We start from the raw sequence: 17,472 nt of genomic DNA, 5'->3' as shown, positions 1-17,472 counted from the left end.
GATGGGCCCGGAAACACGTTCTCGGTTCCGGGCCCATCGCCGTGCGAGGCACACGTCAGACGACGTGCACTCAGCCTCTGATCATGTTGCGCAGCACGTACTGCAGGATGCCGCCGTTGCGGTAGTAATCGGCTTCACCCGGGGTGTCGATACGAACGACCGCGTCGAACTCGACCTTGGTGCCATCGGTCTTGGTGGCGATGACGGCCATCGTCTTCGGTGTCGTGCCTTCGTTCAGTTTCGCGACGCCGGTGATGTCGAACGTCTCGGTACCGTCGAGCTCGAGCGACGCCGCGCTCTCGCCGGCCGGGAACTGCAGGGGAACGACGCCCATACCGATGAGGTTGGAGCGGTGGATGCGCTCGAACGACTCGGTGATGACGGCCTTGACGCCCAGCAGCGAGGTTCCCTTGGCAGCCCAGTCACGTGAGGAACCGCTGCCGTACTCCTTGCCACCCAGCACGACCAGCGGGATGCCGGCCTTCTGGTAGTTCTGCGAGGCATCGTAGATGAAGGACTGCGGTCCGCCGTCCTGGGTGAAGTCACGGGTGTAGCCACCCGAGACGTCGTCGAGGAGCTGGTTCTTGAGACGGATGTTCGCGAACGTTCCGCGAATCATGACCTCGTGGTTTCCGCGACGCGATCCGAGCGAGTTGTAGTCCTTGCGCTCGACACCGTGGGAGTCCAGATACTGCGCGGCAGGCGTTCCGGACTTGATGGGTCCGGCCGGGCTGATGTGGTCGGTGGTGACCGAATCGCCGAGCAGGGCCAGGACACGGGCACCGGTGATGTCCTGTACCGGAGCCGGGTCCATCGTCATGCCGTCGAAGTACGGAGGCTTCCGCACGTATGTGGACTTGGGATCCCACTCGAAGGTGTCGCCCTCGGGAGTCGACAGGTTCTGCCAACGGCTGTCACCGGCGAAGATGGTCTCGTAGGACTTGGTGAACATATCGCGGCTGATCGAGGACTGGATGGTCTCCTCGATCTCCTGCGTGGAAGGCCAGATGTCCTCGAGGAACACGGGGTTTCCCTCGTGGTCCTCGCCGAGCGGGTCGGACTCGAAGTCGAAGTCCATCGTTCCCGCAAGGCCGTAGGCGATGACCAGCGGCGGTGAGGCCAGGTAGTTCATCTTGACGTCGGGGGAGATGCGGCCCTCGAAGTTGCGGTTGCCCGACAGCACAGCCGTGACCGAGAGGTCGTTGTCGTTGATCGCCTTCGAGATCGGCTCGAGCAGCGGGCCGGTGTTACCGATGCACGTGGTGCAGCCGTAGCCGCCGAGGTAGTACCCGAGCTTCTCGAGGTACGGCCACAGGCCGGCCTTCTCGTAGTAGTCGGTAACGACCTGCGAGCCGGGAGCCATGTTGGTCTTGACCCAGGGCTTGGTGGACAGGCCCTTCTCCACAGCGTTGCGGGCGAGCAGTGCGGCACCGAGCATGACCGACGGGTTCGAGGTGTTGGTGCAGGAGGTGATGCCTGCAACCACGACAGCGCCGTGATCGAGGACGAACTCGCCGGCCTCGTCGGTGGTGACCCGGATCGGCTTGCTCGGACGGCCTTCGGAACCGTATGCGGCAGAGCGAACATCGACGGAGTCTTCTTCGGCGAAACTCAGCGAGGCGGAGTCGCTCGCCGGGAAAGACTCGTCGAGGGCCTCGTCGAGCTTGCTGTCACCCTCGTGCTTCGGGTGGTTCTCCTCGACGTAGTTGTGGATGTCCTTGCGGAACGCCACCTTCGACTCGGACAGCAGGATTCGGTCCTGCGGACGCTTCGGTCCGGCGATGGACGGCACGACCGTGTTGAGGTCGAGTTCGATGTACTCGGAGTACACGGCCTCGTTCTCGGGGTCGTGCCACATCCCCTGTTCCTTGGCGTACGCCTCGACGAGCGCGAGCTGCTCGTCGGTGCGGCCGGTCAGGCGCAGGTAGTTGATCGTCTCTTCGTCGATCGGGAAGATCGCAGCGGTCGAACCGAATTCGGGACTCATGTTGCCCAGGGTCGCGCGGTTCGCCAGCGGAACCTCGGCCACGCCCTCGCCGTAGAACTCGACGAACTTGCCGACGACGCCGTGCTTGCGCAGCATCTCGGTGGCAGTGAGCACCACGTCGGTGGCGGTCACGCCGGGCTGAATCTCACCGGAGAGTTTGAAGCCGACGACGCGCGGGATGAGCATGGAGACGGGCTGGCCGAGCATGGCCGCCTCGGCCTCGATGCCGCCGACGCCCCAGCCCAGCACACCGAGGCCGTTGACCATCGTGGTGTGCGAGTCGGTGCCGACGCAGGTGTCGGGGTACGCCTGGCCCTTGCGGGTCATGATGGTCGGTGCCAGGTACTCGATGTTGACCTGGTGCACGATGCCCATGCCGGGCGGGACGACCTTGAAGTCGTCGAAGGCGCCCTGACCCCAACGCAGGAACTGGTAACGCTCGCCGTTGCGCTCGTATTCGAGGTCCACATTGCGCTCGAGGGCATCTTCGCGGCCGAAGACGTCGAGGATGACCGAGTGGTCGATGACCATGTCGGCGGGGGAGAGGGGGTTGACCTTGTTGGGGTCGCCGCCCAGGGTGGTGATGGCTTCACGCATGGTGGCCAGGTCGACGATGCACGGAACGCCGGTGAAGTCCTGCATGATGACCCGAGCAGGGGTGAACTGGATCTCGAAGCTCGGTTCCGCGGACGGATCCCACGAGGCGATCGAGCGAATATGGTCGGCGGTGATGTTGGCACCGTCCTCGGTGCGAAGGAGGTTCTCCGCGAGGACCTTCAGTGCGTAGGGCAATTTCTCGGCACCGGGCAAAGCCGACAGTCGGAAGATCTCGTACGAGTTCTCGCCGACTTCGAGGGTGCCCTTTGCACCGAATGAATCATTACTTGCGGTCACTTCAGCTCCACTCGTCTATGCGGCACACCGCCGACGGGGCTGTGTCGACGGTTGAAGCGAGGCGCTGACCGAGGGTCTCGGCTTCGATTCTCGGGACCGAGAGTTCGAGGCGGACGTTCGGTCAGTGTCTCGATGGAAGTCTAACAGTACGCTTGTCCTGTGAAACCTGCGGTTCGGATCTCCAGGAGTGTCGAGAGACCAACCCGCATGACGATCCTCACGTAGTGCTCCGCGACGCGCAATGAAGGGCGACCTCAGAACCGGCACGGGGGCCGCAGGCCTACCCGGCCAGGGCCGGACGGTGACGTAGGGTTCGACGCGACTGGTTCCTACCGACTGGACGAGAGATGCCTGAGCCGATTCACGCCGTTTCCCCATTTGCCACCGATATCCCGGCAGGTGTGGACGTCGACAGCATCGTCGCCACGGTCCGCGAGTCCGGCGTGAGCGCACCCGCCGACGAGGAAGCAGGGTTGTCCGATGCAGTGGCCCGCGCCGATGATCACGGCATCGATCTGAGCATCGTGATCGTGCCGAACGAACCGCGTCACGACTCCCAACTGCGCGATCTCGCCACTGCCGTCGGTGCACGTGACGGCGGTACCGTCCTCGTGCTGAGCCCTGGGCAGGTCGGTACGTTCAGCGATTCCATCAGCCGGGTGACCCTCGAAGCAGGCCAGGACCGCACCTATACCGGCAATCACGTCGTTGCTGCCGACAACTTCGTCGACACACTCGTCGAGGATCAGACGCCGTGGGGTCTGCTCACCGGCGGTCTGGTTGTCGCCGTCGCCGCCGTCGCAACGCTGACAGCTGCCGTCAAGGCACGCAGGTACCGCTCTGCGGCGACGACGGATCACGCACGTAGCGGCTCCGGCGACAGCTGAACCGGCGGGCCGTCGTGTCGTTCGGTTGACCGACGGACGCATCGTGCGAGTCGTTCTCGATCCGAGCCCGGGGTCGGTCGAAAAAGTCGGAAAAATTGTTTCCGGTAAACCCCGAGTTCACAGCGTTGTGCCTGGTGAAATCACAAATGTGTCATTTGTGACTGGAGTTTCTTTAGGGTGCGAAGTGTCGTACGGTGCCATTGGCACTGCTGGGGAAGGAGTGTCGCAGAAGGCAGGGTGTCGTCCGTGGGGAACTCGGGAGGCCACTGCTTCGGGTGTGACTGACGTGGTCCACACCTGTCGTGTCGCTGCGCGTTTCTTTCCCGCCCGGCGAGACCGCTCACCGTCACCTGCGATCGGGGTGGAGGACGTGGAGCACCTCGGCGGCACGACGGTTCGACTCGGACCCGACTGATTGCCGGACCCGAGGGAGACATTTGTGAGCCGACGTCCAGTTCGCGGCATCCGCCGCAGAGCGCTCGTCCGTACCCGATTCGTCCTGGTAGGCGCAGGCCTCGTACTCGCGCTGACGGCAGCGCTGCCCGGGGTCGCCGCCGCAGTGCCACCGCCGCCGCCCAACCCGTCGGACAACGACCTCGCCGCGGCAGGAAGCGCAGTCGATTCACGGCTGGGCCAGGTAGGCCAGCTGATCGACTCGATCGCGTCCGCGAATCAGCAGCTCGCGCAACTCGACGACGAGGTCGCCTCGAAGCGAGAAGGTGTCAACAAGGCCTTGGTCGATCTGCAGAATGCGCGCGACGCAGCCGATGTCGCTGCTGCGGTGGTGAGTGCAGCCCAGCAGGCCCTTGCAGATGCCGGCACCCAGATTCAGGCGGCCCAACGCAAGTTCGACGAGTTCGCGAAGTCCAGCTACACCCAGGGTTCCGGAGTCGCGTCCATGGCGTCGTTCCTCGGTTCGAGTGGACCGGATGACATCCTCGACCGCGCCCAAGTGCTCAAGGTGCTCTCCAACAGCCAGAACGCAGTACTCGACGGCTTGCAAAGAGCACGCACCGAGCAGGCGAATCGTGATTCGGCGGCACGAGATTCCAAGCAGCAGGCCGATGCTGCGGCGTCCGAGGCCGAGACCAAGAAGGCCGAGGCCGAGCAGGCCATCGCAGAGGCGCAGGCGGCACTGCAGGCCGAGGCCGATCGGAAAGCTGCCATCGAGTCTGCGCGGGACGCAGCGCAAACCGAGCTCGATATCGCGCGAACCGACGTGGCAGGCCTGCAGGATCAGCGGGCGGCTTACGGCGACTGGGAAAATCAGAAGGCAGCGGAGGACGCGGCGGTCGCCGCAGCAACTGCCGCGGCGCGGGAAGCCGCCGTACAGGCTGCTGCCCGGGTATCGGCCAACCTCGCGGCGCAGCAGCGTGCAGCGGCCATTGCCGAAGGCCAGCGATCACACGTCGACGTCGACGACGATTCGAGTGCCACCACAGACTCGAACAGCTCGACCGGAACTACTCCGGTCACGCCCACCAAGCCCAGTACTTCCAAGCCCAGTCCTACCAAGCCGAAGACGTCCACAACGCCGTCGGTGACCGGCAGCGCGGCAGTGGAATTGGCAATCGACCGCGGAATGAGCCAGCTGGGGGTGCCCTACTCCTGGGGCGGCGGTGACGAGAACGGACCGACCAAGGGCATCAGGGACGGCGGTGTCGCAGACAGCTACGGCGACTACAACAAAGTCGGCTTCGACTGCTCGGGCCTGATGATCTACGCATTCGCCGGCCTCGGAATTTCGCTGCCCCACTACACCGGATACCAATACACGGCCGGCAAGCAAGTTCCGTCCTCGGACATGAAGCGCGGCGACATGATCTTCTACGGCCCCAACGCCAGCCAGCACGTCGCCCTCTACCTCGGCAACGGCAAGATGCTCGAAGCTCCGCAGTCGGGCTCGGTGGTCAAGGTGTCCGACGTGCGATACAGCGGCATGACGCCGTACGCCGTGCGAATGGTGTCCTGAGCAACAGCCGGTATTTCCGGGTCGTTCCGCAGGCCCCACTCTTGCTCGCCCGGGGGTGCCTTTCGGCACTCTCGGCGATCACCTGGAATAGTTGGTTGCGGCGGTATCGACACACGCCCGACGATGATCGACTGAAAGCGGTGAATTCTTGGTGACATCACGTGACGGCCGGATTTCGAACGACGAGGAGTCGACGCCAGTCGAGACCTCGACACCGAATCCACAGGGTGGGGAGCCGAAGCGCGTGGACAGCCCAGGCCTGGCACAGGACGTTCAGCTCCTGGAGAAGGCCGTGTACGAGGTCAAGCGGGTGATCGTCGGTCAGGATCGGCTGGTCGAGCGAATCCTGGTCGGTCTGCTCGCCCGCGGACACGTACTGCTCGAGGGTGTTCCCGGCGTTGCCAAGACCCTTGCCGTCGAGACCTTCGCACGCGTCGTGGGCGGCACGTTCTCGCGAGTCCAGTTCACTCCCGACCTGGTGCCGACCGACCTCGTCGGCACCCGCATCTACCGTCAGGGCAGGGAGGAATTCGACACCGAACTCGGCCCCGTTGTGGCCAACTTCGTGCTGGCCGACGAGATAAACCGCGCACCGGCCAAAGTGCAGTCGGCACTACTCGAGGTCATGGCCGAGCGGCACGTGACCATCGGTGGCAAGACGTTCCCGATGCCCGATCCGTTCCTGGTGATGGCGACGCAGAACCCCATCGAGAACGAGGGCGTCTATCCGCTTCCAGAGGCTCAGCGCGACAGATTTCTGTTCAAGATCATCGTCGACTACCCCACGGTGGAGGAAGAACGCGAGATCGTCTATCGGATGGGCGTCAAGGCACCCGCGCCGAAGCAGATTCTCGACCCGGTCGAGCTGGTTCGGCTACAGAACCTGGCCAGCTCGGTGTTCGTGCACCACGCGCTCGTCGACTACGTGGTGCGGGTCATTGCCGCCACGCGTACCCCAGAACAGTTCGGTCTGGACGATGTGGCCAACTGGATTGCCTACGGCGCGTCGCCGCGAGCGACGCTCGGCATCATCGCGGCCTCGAGGGCGCTGGCACTGCTTCGGGGTCGCGACTACGTGGTCCCGCAGGACGTGCTCGAGGTCATTCCCGACGTGCTCCGGCACCGTCTGGTGTTGTCCTACGACGCACTGGCGGACGAGGTGACGCCGGAGACGGTGATCTCACGGGTGCTGCAGACCGTAGGTCTGCCGCAAGTGTCCCCGCAGGCGGTTCCCATGCCGCAGAGCAGCGGAACCGGTTCGGACGCCCCGCACTTCGACGGACGCCCGAGCGGGCCGCAGGGGCAGTACCCGGCCCAGGGGCAGATTCCCGCGCCAGGTCAGTTCCCTGCTCCGGGTCAGTTTCCCGGCCAGGGACAGGTCCCGCCGTCGCAGCAGCCCGGATCTCAGCAGCACCCGCAAAGCGGTCAGTTCGGACAACCGGCACCGGCATTGCAAAAGCCGTCCGGTGACGGATCGTCGATCGGTACGCAGGGGCAGTGAACGGATCCGACACCACTCCCGCGGCAGGAGGCCGTCCCGTCGTCTCCCGGCCGCCGTCGTTCCGATCGGGTGAGCTTCGCGATCCGAAACTGGCCGCAGCGCTGCGGACCCTGGAACTGACGGTGCGTCGACGGCTCGATGGGGTTCTGCACGGTGACCACCTCGGATTGATTCCCGGCCCCGGCTCCGAACCCGGCGACGCCCGGGAATACCAGCCCGGCGACGACGTCCGTCAAATGGACTGGTCGGTGACCGCGCGTACGACGCATCCTCACGTGCGACAGTCCGTAGCCGATCGCGAGCTCGAGACCTGGCTCGTTGTCGATCTGTCCGCCAGCCTCGATTTCGGCACCACCGGGTGCGAGAAGCGTGATCTCGCGGTCGCGGCCTCGGCGGCTATCACCCATCTGTCCGGCGGCGGCGGTAATCGTATCGGCGCGGTGGTGGCCACCGGTGCCACCACCACTCGCATACCGGCCCGGGGCGGCCGGGTACATACACAGTCGATGCTCCGCGCCATCGCCACGACTCCCGCCGCGGCAGACGGTGTGCGCGGAGACCTCCGGGCGGCTATAGAAGCCCTACGACGACCCGAACGTCGGCGAGGGATGGCCGTGGTGATCAGCGACTTTCTCGGGCCCATCGACTGGGAACGGTCGCTGCGTGCCATCTCGGCCAGACACGATGTGTTGGCCGTCGAAGTACTCGACCCACGGGACCTCGCGTTGCCCGACGTAGGTGACGTGGTGTTGCACGATCCGGAATCGGGCCGAACTCGAGAATTCAGCACTACGCCACGGCTACGTGCGGACTTCGCGCGCGCTGCGGCCGCGCATCGCGACGACGTGGAGAAGGCTCTTCGAAGGTGCGGGGCACCTCGATTGACGCTACGTACCGATGGTGACTGGATTGCCGACGTGGTCCGGTTCGTCACTGCACGCAGGCACACCATCGGATCCGGTTTCACCAATACTGCTCGGGCGGGTTCGCGATGAGCCTGACCGATTTCGCGTCGCCGTGGTGGCTCGGATTTCTCCTGGTCGTCATTGCGCTCACGGTCGGATATGTCTGGGTTCAGCGGCGCAAGCAGAAGCACGTTCTGCGTTTCTCCAACATGGAACTGCTCGAGTCCGTTGCGCCGGTGCGGCAGAACCGGCTGCGACACCTGCCCACGGCATTGGTCTTGGTCGGTCTGCTGTTTCTGACCGTCGCGCTCGCGGGTCCTACCGCGGACGAGCGTGTCCCACGCAACCGAGCGACCGTCATGCTCGTCATCGACGTGTCGCTGTCGATGGAGGCCACCGACGTCGAGCCGAGCCGGTTGGCCGCTGCGAAGGACGCCGCGAAGTCCTTCGCCGAAGGCCTGACACCTGGCATCAATCTCGGGTTGGTTGCGTTCGCCGGCACCGCGTCCGTCCTGGTGTCCCCAACAGCCAATCGCGAGGCCACCAAGTCCGCGATCGACAAACTGCAGCTCAGCGAGCGAACGGCCACCGGTGAGGCGATCTTCACCTCGCTACAGTCGATCGACACTCTCGGAGCGATACTCGGCGGCGGTGACGCGGCGCCACCTGCTCGCATCGTGCTGCTCTCCGACGGTAAGCAGACCGTGCCGCAGAATCTCGACGACCCGCGCGGCGGCTACACCGCGGCGCGGGCCGCCAAGGACAAGGGCGTACCCATCTCCACGATCTCGTTCGGTACGAGCTACGGCTCGGTCGAGATCGATGGGCAGGGCGGCCCAGAACGCGTTCCGGTGCCGGTCGACGATCCATCGCTGCGCGAGATTGCCGATCTGTCCGGCGGCAGCTTCTTCACTGCCTCGTCGATCGAGGGTCTCCGCGATGTGTACGACACCTTGGAGGAACAGATCGGCTTCGAGATAACCCGCGGGGACGCGTCGCGTCCGTGGTTGATTCTCGGGGTGCTGTTCATCTCGTCGGGGTTGGGTTCGGCATTGGTGATGCGGCAGAGATTGCCGTGATCACTGTTATTACTCACCAGTAAGTTTCGCTTTGTCATTCCAGGACGAACAGATAGGTTGCTAGGCATGTCCACACCTGACTTCATCGCGCGATCGGTACTCGTCACCGGAGGTAACCGGGGTATCGGTCTGGCCATCGCCCAACGACTCAGTGCCGACGGACACAAGGTGGCCGTCACCCACCGTGGATCCGGGGCTCCCGAGGGATTGCTCGGGGTCGTCTGCGACGTCACCGATTCCGCCTCTGTCGACGCTGCCTTCAAGGAGGTCGAGGAGAAGCAGGGGCCCGTCGAGGTGCTCGTGGCCAACGCCGGCATCACCGACGACACGCTGCTGATGCGGATGACCGAGGATCAGTTCCAACGCGTCATCGACGCGAACCTGACCGGAGCCTTTCGTGTTGCCAAGCGCGCCAACCGTGCCATGTTGCGTGGACGCTGGGGCCGGATGATCTTCCTCAGCTCGGTTGTCGCGCTCGGCGGTGGACCGGGTCAGATCAACTACGCGGCATCGAAAGCCGGTGTCATCGGCATGGCGCGCTCGATCACGCGTGAACTCGGTTCGCGCTCGATCACGGCGAACGTCGTATCTCCGGGGTTCATCGAAACGGATATGACCGCAGACCTTCCCGACGAACTCCGCGGCAAGGCGAAAGAGTTCATTCCCCTCCAGCGACTCGGTCAGCCCGAGGACGTCGCGGCAGTGGTGAGCTTCCTCGCCGGACCCGATTCGGCGTACGTCTCCGGTGCCGTCATTCCCGTCGATGGCGGCATGGGCATGGGGCACTGAGAGATTTTCTCGCACAACTTTTTCGACTGATCGTCACAGATTTCCATCTTCGAAGGTAAGGAACACAGCACTATGGGCGGATTGCTCGAAGGCAAGACGATTCTGATCACCGGCATCATCACCGACGCCTCCATCGCGTTCCACGCCGCGGCCATGGCACAGGAGCAGGGTGCCAAGGTGATCATCACCGGGTTCGATCGGCTCCGGCTCATCGACCGCATCGCGCAGCGTCTGCCCAAGGAGGTGCCGCCGGCGATCGAGCTCGACGCCACCAACGAGGAGCACCTCGCTGCGTTGGCCGATCGGGTCCGCGAAGTGGCACCCGAAGGTATCGACGGGGTTCTGCATTCGATCGCGTTCGCGCCCCGCACTTTGATGGGCCCGGACGCGAAGCCGTTCCTCGACGGCCCCGGCCCCGATGCCGCGAAGGCGTTCGAGATCTCGGCATGGAGCTACGCGTCGCTGGCCCGTGCAGTGCTGCCGGTCATGAACGAGGGTGGCTCCATCGTCGGAATGGACTTCGACCCCCGCACGTCGATGCCTTACTACAACTGGATGGGCGTGGCCAAGGCCGCACTCGAATCCGTCAATCGCTACGTAGCTCGGGAAGTGGGAGCAGCCAAGCGAATTCGCTCCAACCTGGTTGCTGCCGGGCCCATCAAGACCCTCGCTGCCAAGGCGATCGCCGGTACGGCAACCGATGATGCCGCCAAGATGAACCAGCTCAACGTCTACTGGGACGGTGCCGCACCGATCGGATGGGACGTCAACGACCCGACCGTCGTCGCGAAGTCCATCGTCGCTCTGCTCTCGGATTGGCTGCCCGGCACCACCGGCTCGATCATCTACGTCGACGGTGGAGCCAGCCACAACACGTATCTGCCCGACAACATGTGACGCCGAGGTGAGCGGAACCGCATATGGTCTGGCTCACCGCAGGTTTCGTTCGCAGACCGGACCCCTTCGGGGACCGGTCTGCGACGGGGGCACAATGGAATCATGACCACCCCTGGAGACTTCGACGCACTGTTGGTGCTCTCGTTCGGCGGACCGGAACAGCCGGCCGACGTACGCCCGTTCCTGGAGAACGTCACTCGCGGACGCGGAGTGCCGCCCGAGCGTCTGGACGCCGTCGTCGAGCATTACATGCATTTCGGCGGCGTGTCTCCGATCAACGAACTCAACCGCGACATTATTGCTGCGCTTCGTAGTGAATTCGATTCGGCGGGAATCGATCTGCCGATCTATTTCGGAAATCGCAACTGGCACCCGATGATCGAGGACACCGTTGCCACCATGAAGTCGGACGGGGTCCGATCGGCGCTGGTGTTTCCGACCTCGGCGTGGGGTGGTTACTCCGGGTGCAGGCAGTACCACGAGGACATTGCCCGGGCTCGCGCTGCCGTCGGTGAGGATGCACCACATCTGCTCAAGATTCGGCAGTACTACGACCACCCGTTGATGGTCGAAGCATTCACCGATGCCGTGTCGGCCGCCCGAGCCTCGCTGCCCGAGCAGCACCGCGCCGGTGCACGTCTGGTGTTCACCGCACATTCGATTCCCTCGGCCGCCGATGCCAATGCCGGGCCGCCCGAAGACGGCGGCCACCTCTACAGCCGTCAGGTGGCCGAGGCCTCGCGGCTCGTCGCGGCTGCATCCGGTGTGGACGATTACGACCTGGTGTGGCAGTCCCGCTCCGGACCGCCCCAAGTTCCGTGGCTCGACCCCGACATCTGTGATCACCTCGAAGCGCTGTCGGCCCGGTCGGTCGATGCGGTGATCGTGTGTCCGATCGGATTCGTATCCGACCATCTCGAGGTGGTGTGGGATCTCGACACCGAGGCCGAGGACAAAGCTCGTGAACTGGGTATGGCATTCGCCCGCGCTGGTACCCCCGGATCGGATGCGCGTTTTCCGAGGATGATTCGCGAACTGGTCGACGAGTACCGTGTCGGCGGTAGTTGCCGCGGCCTCGGTCGCGTCCCCGGCTTCGGATCGACTCTCGATGGCAATCGATGCGCCGTGGGATGCTGCGAACAGCCGACTCGGCCTACACGGCCCGCAGCCACGGCGGCTCGGGAGTAGATCCTCGACTGTCCGGCCATCGTCGACGGCAGTCGAATGTCAGGCGGAGTGCATCGCCGCTTCGATGCTCGTCGCGACGGCAGTGGTGCGCGCAGTTCTCACCGCTGCCCACAGCGGCCGGAGGAGTTCTTCACGCGCCGCGGCGGCCGACGCGGTGGGAGCCTCCGAGGGCGCGGCCCCGGCTGCAACGGTGAGAATGGCGGCTACCCGGTCGGCCGACTCGAGTACACGGAAGGCCCGGTCGGACATCTCGGCCGGATAGCGATGCCGGGCCGCGTCGGCCATCAGCGCGGCAATGCGCGTGCGTGGATCGGCGTCGAGGGTTCGGGTGGGCAGCGATTGCATCTGCGCCAGCGCGTCCGCCGCTCCGCGCACCGCCTCACGCATTTCGTACTCGGCCTCGCCCAATCCCTGTTCGCGATGACCGTGCTCGGGCACGACGATCGAGTAGACGGTCCAGCGCAAGACATCCGGCCCCTCGACGACAGGTACCAACCCGATCCCGGGGCAGCCCGAGGCACCGACCACGACGGCCTGCCCGGTATTGAGCGCGGCGCGAGAGAAGTCGGTGTTCGCGGGCAATCCGGTCACTGCCCCGGGGGCGGGCAGAACGAGCCTGACCGTGCCCTCTCCCTCCGCGGACCGTGTCTGTGCCCCCGCGGTGGCCCTGATCGCCTGCAAAAGGCCCGCGATCGATTCGGCGTAGCCGGGGTACTGCAGCGCGAAGGCCTCTGCCGCATCTGCATCGCCCGCACCCACGAGATGCATCGGCGCCCACTCGAACATGGCGTCGATGACGTCGTCGGGTGAGCTGGCTCCGGCCAGCCAGGAACTGGTCCACAGGGCGAGGCTTGCACTAGAAGAACACACGACTCACGAGCATAGGTCGGCGTGGCGAACCGTGCGCGGGGTGCCGGTGTCGCTAGCGTTGGTTGCCGTGAACGACATGTACGGCGGAGACATTCTCAAAGGACACAGTCGGATGCGCAAGGTCCCGGCACCGGAGGTGTCGGCCGAGCGTGGACTGGTTGTCGAAGACGCAGGGTCCGGCTACTGCGGTGCGGTGGTCGGCTTCGAGCGCACCTATGACGGAGACTTCGTTCGACTCGAGGACGGTGCCCGCACGACGCGTCTGTTCGCTCTGCGGGAAGCTGCATTCCTGATCGACGGACGACGGGTGACTCTGGTGCGCCCGAAGCCTGCCGCTGCGGCACCGCAGCAGACGCGCTCCGCCTCTGGTTCGACCAAAGTCGAGGGACTGCGCGCGCGTACGGCCCGTGCGAGCCGGATCTGGGTCGAGGGCGTGCACGACGCGGCCCTCGTGGAAAGCGTGTGGGGGCACGATCTTCGGGTGGAGGGCGTGGTGGTCGAGCACCTGGAGGGTCTGGACAATCTGGGGGAGCGGTTGGCCGAATTCGGTCCTGGTCCCGGGCGTCGCGTCGGTGTTCTGGTGGACCATCTGGTGACCGGCTCCAAGGAATCGAAGTTGACGAGGTCGCTGGGCGAACATGTGCTCGTCACCGGTCATCCGTTCATCGACGTGTGGGAGGCGGTGAAGCCGGCCGCCGTCGGAATCGCTGCGTGGCCGAAGATTCCGCGGGGTGAGGACTGGAAGACCGGAATCTGTCGAGAGCTGGGCTGGGGGAGTCCGCGGGAGGGGTGGCGCAGGGTGTACTCGTCGGTGTCGAGCTTTCGGGATCTGGAGGCACCGTTGATCGGAGCTGTCGAACAACTGGTCGACTTCGTCACCGAGTAGGCCCTCTGAGCAGACGATCCACCTCCCGATGTCCGGTTCATGCCAGGATGGAGGTTGTGGCAGCGATCATTTGGCTCATAGCGGCAGTGGTACTCGCCGGTGCCGAGGCACTGACGGGCGATTTCTTTCTTCTGATGATCGCCGGAGGTGCTCTCGGGACCGCCGGCGTTTCTGCTCTGACCGATTTTCCGGTGTGGGCCGATGCGATCGTGTTCGGTGTTCTGTCGCTGGGATTGGTTCTCGGCTTGCGACCGATTCTGTTGCGACGCTTCGCGAATCCGCCCGATACCCCAATGGGTATGGCGGCGCTCACCGGCAAGAGCGCGGTGGTGCTCGAGCAGGTCACTGCGCAGGAAGGCCAGATCAAGCTCGGTGGTGAGGTGTGGACCGCTCGTCCTCTCGACGAGACCGAGGTCTATGCCCCGGGTACCACCGTGACCGTGATGGAAATTGACGGCGCTACCGCCGTCGTATGGAAGGGACTGTAGTCAGTGGAAGCACTCATAGCACTGGCCGTCATCGTCGCGTTCGTCGCGGTGTTGATGGCCAAGTCCATCTCGATCGTCCCACAAGCCGACGCTGCCGTGATCGAACGGCTCGGCCGCTACACGCGCACCGTGTCCGGTCAGCTCACGTTCCTCGTGCCGTTCGTCGACCGTATTCGCGCGAAGGTCGACCTGCGCGAGCGGGTCGTGTCGTTTCCCCCACAGCCGGTGATCACCAAGGACAACCTGACGGTGTCGATCGACACCGTCGTGTACTTCCAGGTGACCAATCCGCAATCGGCCGTGTACGAGATCAACAACTACATCGTCGGCGTCGAGCAGTTGACCACCACCACGCTACGCAACGTCGTCGGCGGAATGACCCTGGAAGAGACGCTGACCTCGCGCGATTCGATCAACGGTCAACTCCGGGTCGTACTGGACGAGGCGACCGGCCGCTGGGGCCTGCGCGTGGCCCGCGTGGAGCTCAAGAGCATCGATCCGCCACCCTCGATCCAGGAGTCGATGGAGAAGCAGATGAAGGCCGATCGTGAGAAGCGAGCGACCATCCTCACCGCCGAGGGTCATCGTGAATCGGCGATCAAGACCGCCGAGGGTGACAAGCAGAGTCGGATTCTCGCGGCCGAGGGCGGTAAGCAAGCGTCCATCCTCACCGCCGAGGGTGAGCGGCAGTCTCGAATTCTGCGAGCTCAGGGTGATCGCGCCGCCAAGTACCTCGAAGCTCAAGGCCAGGCCAAGGCCATCGAGAAGGTGTTCGGTGCCATCAAGGCGGGCAAGCCCACGCCCGAACTGCTGGCGTACCAGTACATGCAGACTCTGCCGCAGATGGCTCAGGGTGACGCCAACAAGGTGTGGATGATCCCGAGCGATTTCGGCGATGCACTCAAGGGGTTCGCCAAGACTCTCGGTGCGCCCGGCGAGGACGGCGTATTTCGGTACGAGCCCAACGAGTCGGCGGGCAACGAGCCCAAGCCCGAAGACGACTCGGACGAGGTTGCCGAATGGTTCGAGACCAAGACCGATCCGGCTGTCGCCGAGGCGGTCAAGGCTGCGGAAGCAGTGGCCAGAAAGCCGGTCGACACGTCGTTGTCCGGTCCACCCGAGCTGTCGAAGGGGGTCGACCTCGGTGCGCTGTCGACGGCACCGGAGGCCGAGCCGGAACAGCGCTGACGTCCTTCGCGATCAGTTGATCAGGGCGGTTCCCACGCCGGCAGCGGCCAAGGCCCACAGGACGCTGGCGAAGGTGCCGATGATGAACTGTTCGGAGGCATGGGATTCACGAAGTTCGGGATAGCGCGCGAGTCCCTTGACGGCCAGCACGATGGCGATCCCCTCCGGCCAACCGGCGAGGATCGACACGGCCACGGCCACGCGTTCGAGGACACCGATGGTCAATCCACCACGAAGCGGCTCGACCGGATCGTCTCCGGTCGAGTCGTTCTGTCGTCGGGCGACCCGGAATACCGTCGGCACCGCCGCAGTTCCGCCCAGAGCTGCGGCGACGACGCTGAGGACGACTCCGGCGGCATGGCCGAGACCGTGGGCAGGCCCGGCGACCGTCGCAAGAATCGCCGCAACGCCGAGCAAGGCCGTGGCGGTCGCAGTGTTAAGCCACTGCCATCTGGTGGGCACGACGGCTGCGAGTGCGGCCAGTGCCAGCAGAACGAGGGTGACGACGATCATGACCGATCACTTTCGGTTGTGTTCGCGGCGTTTAGCAGTCGCACCGCGAGGGTGCGACCGGCGGTCTCGATGTGCCAGCCGGCGACCGAGAGTCGCTGCGACATGGCTTGTTTGCTGATCTTCAACTGCTCAGCGGCATCGGTCTGTGACAGTCCGCGAGACATGAGGGCAACCGCTTCTCGGCCGGGATCCGTCCGTCGATCGACGAGTAGGGCCACCAGGGTCGCTGCGGTCTCCGCATCCTCTGCAGCAGCGGGGTGGGGACCGCTGACGGCAAGCGCGAGCGGGGCATTCTTGGCCCTGTTCACGGCGTCGCGCGCTGCCTCGAAGGCCGGGCCGCGGCCGGCTCGCGTTGTTGTCGGCAACGGAAGCTCGACGGAACCGATGCCTATTCCCACGGTCCAGTGCGTCGTGGATACCAATTCCAGGGCGATGGAGACAACGGTGGCGGCGTCCTCGCACACTGCTTGGACTTCGTCTCCTGCGGTGCGATCGAAGGGACGAGTCAGCTTGTGGTCGCGATAACGGTCGAGTAGTTCGGGCACGCGATCCATATCGCGTCTACTGCGACGTTGATCCACGGTCAGCACGAACATTGGACAAGGCTAGATCATTGATTTCCACCAGTCAATCTTCAAGGCTTGACTCGACAGAATCAAGTTCTTGGCCTTGACCGGTCTCGGCTACGTAAGGCTCCGAGCTCGCGTTGCGCGAAAGCCGCCAATCGACGAACAGGCCACTCAACCCGATCGCGATGCAGACCGCGGACACCACCAGCAGTACTGGATGAGTATCGCCTCCGATGGCACCGCCGATCACAACGATCGCGAGAGTCCCCGGCAGCAGGCCGGCTGCAGTTGCCAAGGCGAACGGCGTCACACGTACCGCCGACACACCGCAGGCATAGTTGACCAACGAGAACGGCACCGGAGCGATCAGACGCAGGGAGCCGACGGCCAACCATCCTCTCCGGCGCAGGCTGTCATCGATAGAGTCCAGGGCCGAGTGCGACATCCGAGCCGCCACGGCCTCCCGACCGATCGCACGCACCAGCAACAGAGCCAAGACCGCACTGACCATCGATGCGCCGATGGTGACGGCCAGCGCGGTCAGTGGGCCGAACAGTACTCCGGCGCTGAGTGTGAACAGGGTTCGCGGGACCGGCGCGATGGTGACGATCGCGTGTAACGCAAAGAACACGAGCGGGAATGCAGGACCGACGGATGTGCCCCACTGGCGAATCTGATCGACACTCGGATGTGGTGCGAAGACAGCCACGAGGGCGAAGGCGAGAATCACCGCCAGCAGCGCGATCAGTCTCAGGTCGCGCAGGTGCCGGGTCACGAGAGACCAGCGTACCGGCGCAAGGTGACACCTCTGCTTCTCGCGAGAAGCAGAGGTTGCGCGAACAGATCCACGGGCGGTGCA

General features: G+C 64.7%; 16 protein-coding genes. 11 read left to right on the top strand and 5 right to left on the bottom strand.

Features of this window, described 5'->3' with window-relative positions:
• Positions 1 to 70: 70 nt before the first annotated feature.
• A complete protein-coding gene (locus RHODMAR_RS16325) occupies positions 71 to 2,881 on the bottom strand; it encodes an aconitate hydratase (RefSeq protein WP_008716480.1) in 2,811 nt (936 codons plus the stop codon).
• A gap of 347 nt (positions 2,882 to 3,228) precedes the next feature.
• Between RHODMAR_RS16325 and RHODMAR_RS16320 the strand changes: the two genes are divergently transcribed.
• From RHODMAR_RS16320 to RHODMAR_RS16285, 8 genes are all read left to right on the top strand, one after another.
• On the top strand, positions 3,229 to 3,768 hold the full coding sequence (locus RHODMAR_RS16320; protein ID WP_008716478.1) for an Rv1476 family membrane protein: 540 nt from the start codon (positions 3,229 to 3,231) through the stop codon (positions 3,766 to 3,768).
• Between the two features lie 439 nt (positions 3,769 to 4,207).
• Positions 4,208 to 5,740: an NlpC/P60 family protein gene (locus RHODMAR_RS16315; RefSeq protein WP_008716477.1), complete on the top strand. Its 1,533-nt coding sequence runs from the start codon at positions 4,208 to 4,210 to the stop codon at positions 5,738 to 5,740.
• A 244-nt stretch (positions 5,741 to 5,984) separates the two neighbouring features.
• A complete protein-coding gene (locus tag RHODMAR_RS16310) occupies positions 5,985 to 7,241 on the top strand; it encodes an AAA family ATPase (protein ID WP_008716475.1) in 1,257 nt (418 codons plus the stop codon).
• Complete coding sequence (locus tag RHODMAR_RS16305) at positions 7,238 to 8,236, top strand: DUF58 domain-containing protein (protein WP_008716473.1); 999 nt, start codon at positions 7,238 to 7,240, stop codon at positions 8,234 to 8,236. The genes RHODMAR_RS16310 and RHODMAR_RS16305 overlap by 4 nt, the downstream gene beginning before the upstream one ends.
• Positions 8,233 to 9,225, top strand: a complete 993-nt coding sequence (locus RHODMAR_RS16300) for a VWA domain-containing protein (protein ID WP_008716471.1) — start codon at positions 8,233 to 8,235, stop codon at positions 9,223 to 9,225. The genes RHODMAR_RS16305 and RHODMAR_RS16300 overlap by 4 nt, the downstream gene beginning before the upstream one ends.
• A 66-nt stretch (positions 9,226 to 9,291) precedes the next feature.
• Positions 9,292 to 10,014: a 3-oxoacyl-ACP reductase FabG1 gene (gene fabG1 / locus RHODMAR_RS16295; RefSeq protein WP_042939553.1), complete on the top strand. Its 723-nt coding sequence runs from the start codon at positions 9,292 to 9,294 to the stop codon at positions 10,012 to 10,014.
• Between the two features lie 72 nt (positions 10,015 to 10,086).
• On the top strand, positions 10,087 to 10,911 hold the full coding sequence (inhA, locus tag RHODMAR_RS16290; protein ID WP_008716467.1) for an NADH-dependent enoyl-ACP reductase InhA: 825 nt from the start codon (positions 10,087 to 10,089) through the stop codon (positions 10,909 to 10,911).
• A gap of 102 nt (positions 10,912 to 11,013) precedes the next feature.
• Positions 11,014 to 12,099 (top strand): ferrochelatase, encoded by a 1,086-nt coding sequence (locus RHODMAR_RS16285; RefSeq protein WP_008716465.1) that lies wholly within the window; start codon positions 11,014 to 11,016, stop codon positions 12,097 to 12,099.
• A 39-nt stretch (positions 12,100 to 12,138) separates the two neighbouring features.
• On the opposite strand, the gene RHODMAR_RS16280 is transcribed toward RHODMAR_RS16285, so the two are convergent.
• Complete coding sequence (locus RHODMAR_RS16280; RefSeq protein WP_008716462.1) at positions 12,139 to 12,969, bottom strand: hypothetical protein; 831 nt, start codon at positions 12,967 to 12,969, stop codon at positions 12,139 to 12,141.
• Positions 12,970 to 13,045: 76 nt separating this feature from the next.
• Between RHODMAR_RS16280 and RHODMAR_RS16275 the strand changes: the two genes are divergently transcribed.
• The 3 genes from RHODMAR_RS16275 to RHODMAR_RS16265 are packed head-to-tail and all read left to right on the top strand — an operon-like array spanning position 13,046 to position 15,531.
• The gene (locus RHODMAR_RS16275) at positions 13,046 to 13,855 is read left to right on the top strand and encodes a DUF3097 domain-containing protein (protein WP_042939588.1); all 810 of its coding nucleotides are present in this window, start codon (positions 13,046 to 13,048) and stop codon (positions 13,853 to 13,855) included.
• A 56-nt stretch (positions 13,856 to 13,911) separates the two neighbouring features.
• Positions 13,912 to 14,343: an NfeD family protein gene (locus RHODMAR_RS16270; protein WP_008716458.1), complete on the top strand. Its 432-nt coding sequence runs from the start codon at positions 13,912 to 13,914 to the stop codon at positions 14,341 to 14,343.
• A 3-nt stretch (positions 14,344 to 14,346) separates the two neighbouring features.
• Complete coding sequence (locus RHODMAR_RS16265) at positions 14,347 to 15,531, top strand: SPFH domain-containing protein (RefSeq protein WP_008716456.1); 1,185 nt, start codon at positions 14,347 to 14,349, stop codon at positions 15,529 to 15,531.
• Between the two features lie 12 nt (positions 15,532 to 15,543).
• Here the strand turns inward: RHODMAR_RS16265 and RHODMAR_RS16260 are convergent, their stop codons facing one another.
• From RHODMAR_RS16260 to RHODMAR_RS16250, 3 genes are read right to left on the bottom strand one after another with little or no spacing between them, the layout of a single operon-like run.
• Positions 15,544 to 16,044: a hypothetical protein gene (locus RHODMAR_RS16260; protein ID WP_008716453.1), complete on the bottom strand. Its 501-nt coding sequence runs from the start codon at positions 16,042 to 16,044 to the stop codon at positions 15,544 to 15,546.
• Complete coding sequence (locus RHODMAR_RS16255) at positions 16,041 to 16,640, bottom strand: hypothetical protein (protein ID WP_042939550.1); 600 nt, start codon at positions 16,638 to 16,640, stop codon at positions 16,041 to 16,043. The genes RHODMAR_RS16260 and RHODMAR_RS16255 overlap by 4 nt, the downstream gene beginning before the upstream one ends.
• 31 nt (positions 16,641 to 16,671) lie before the next feature.
• Complete coding sequence (locus RHODMAR_RS16250; protein WP_008716449.1) at positions 16,672 to 17,388, bottom strand: TVP38/TMEM64 family protein; 717 nt, start codon at positions 17,386 to 17,388, stop codon at positions 16,672 to 16,674.
• Positions 17,389 to 17,472 lie beyond the last annotated feature (84 nt).

This window comes from Rhodococcus sp. AW25M09, from assembly GCF_000333955.1.
Classification (GTDB): Bacteria; Actinomycetota; Actinomycetes; order Mycobacteriales; family Mycobacteriaceae; genus Rhodococcoides.
Note: the sequence above shows the minus strand (reverse complement) of the source record. Positions and strands in the feature narration are given on the sequence as shown.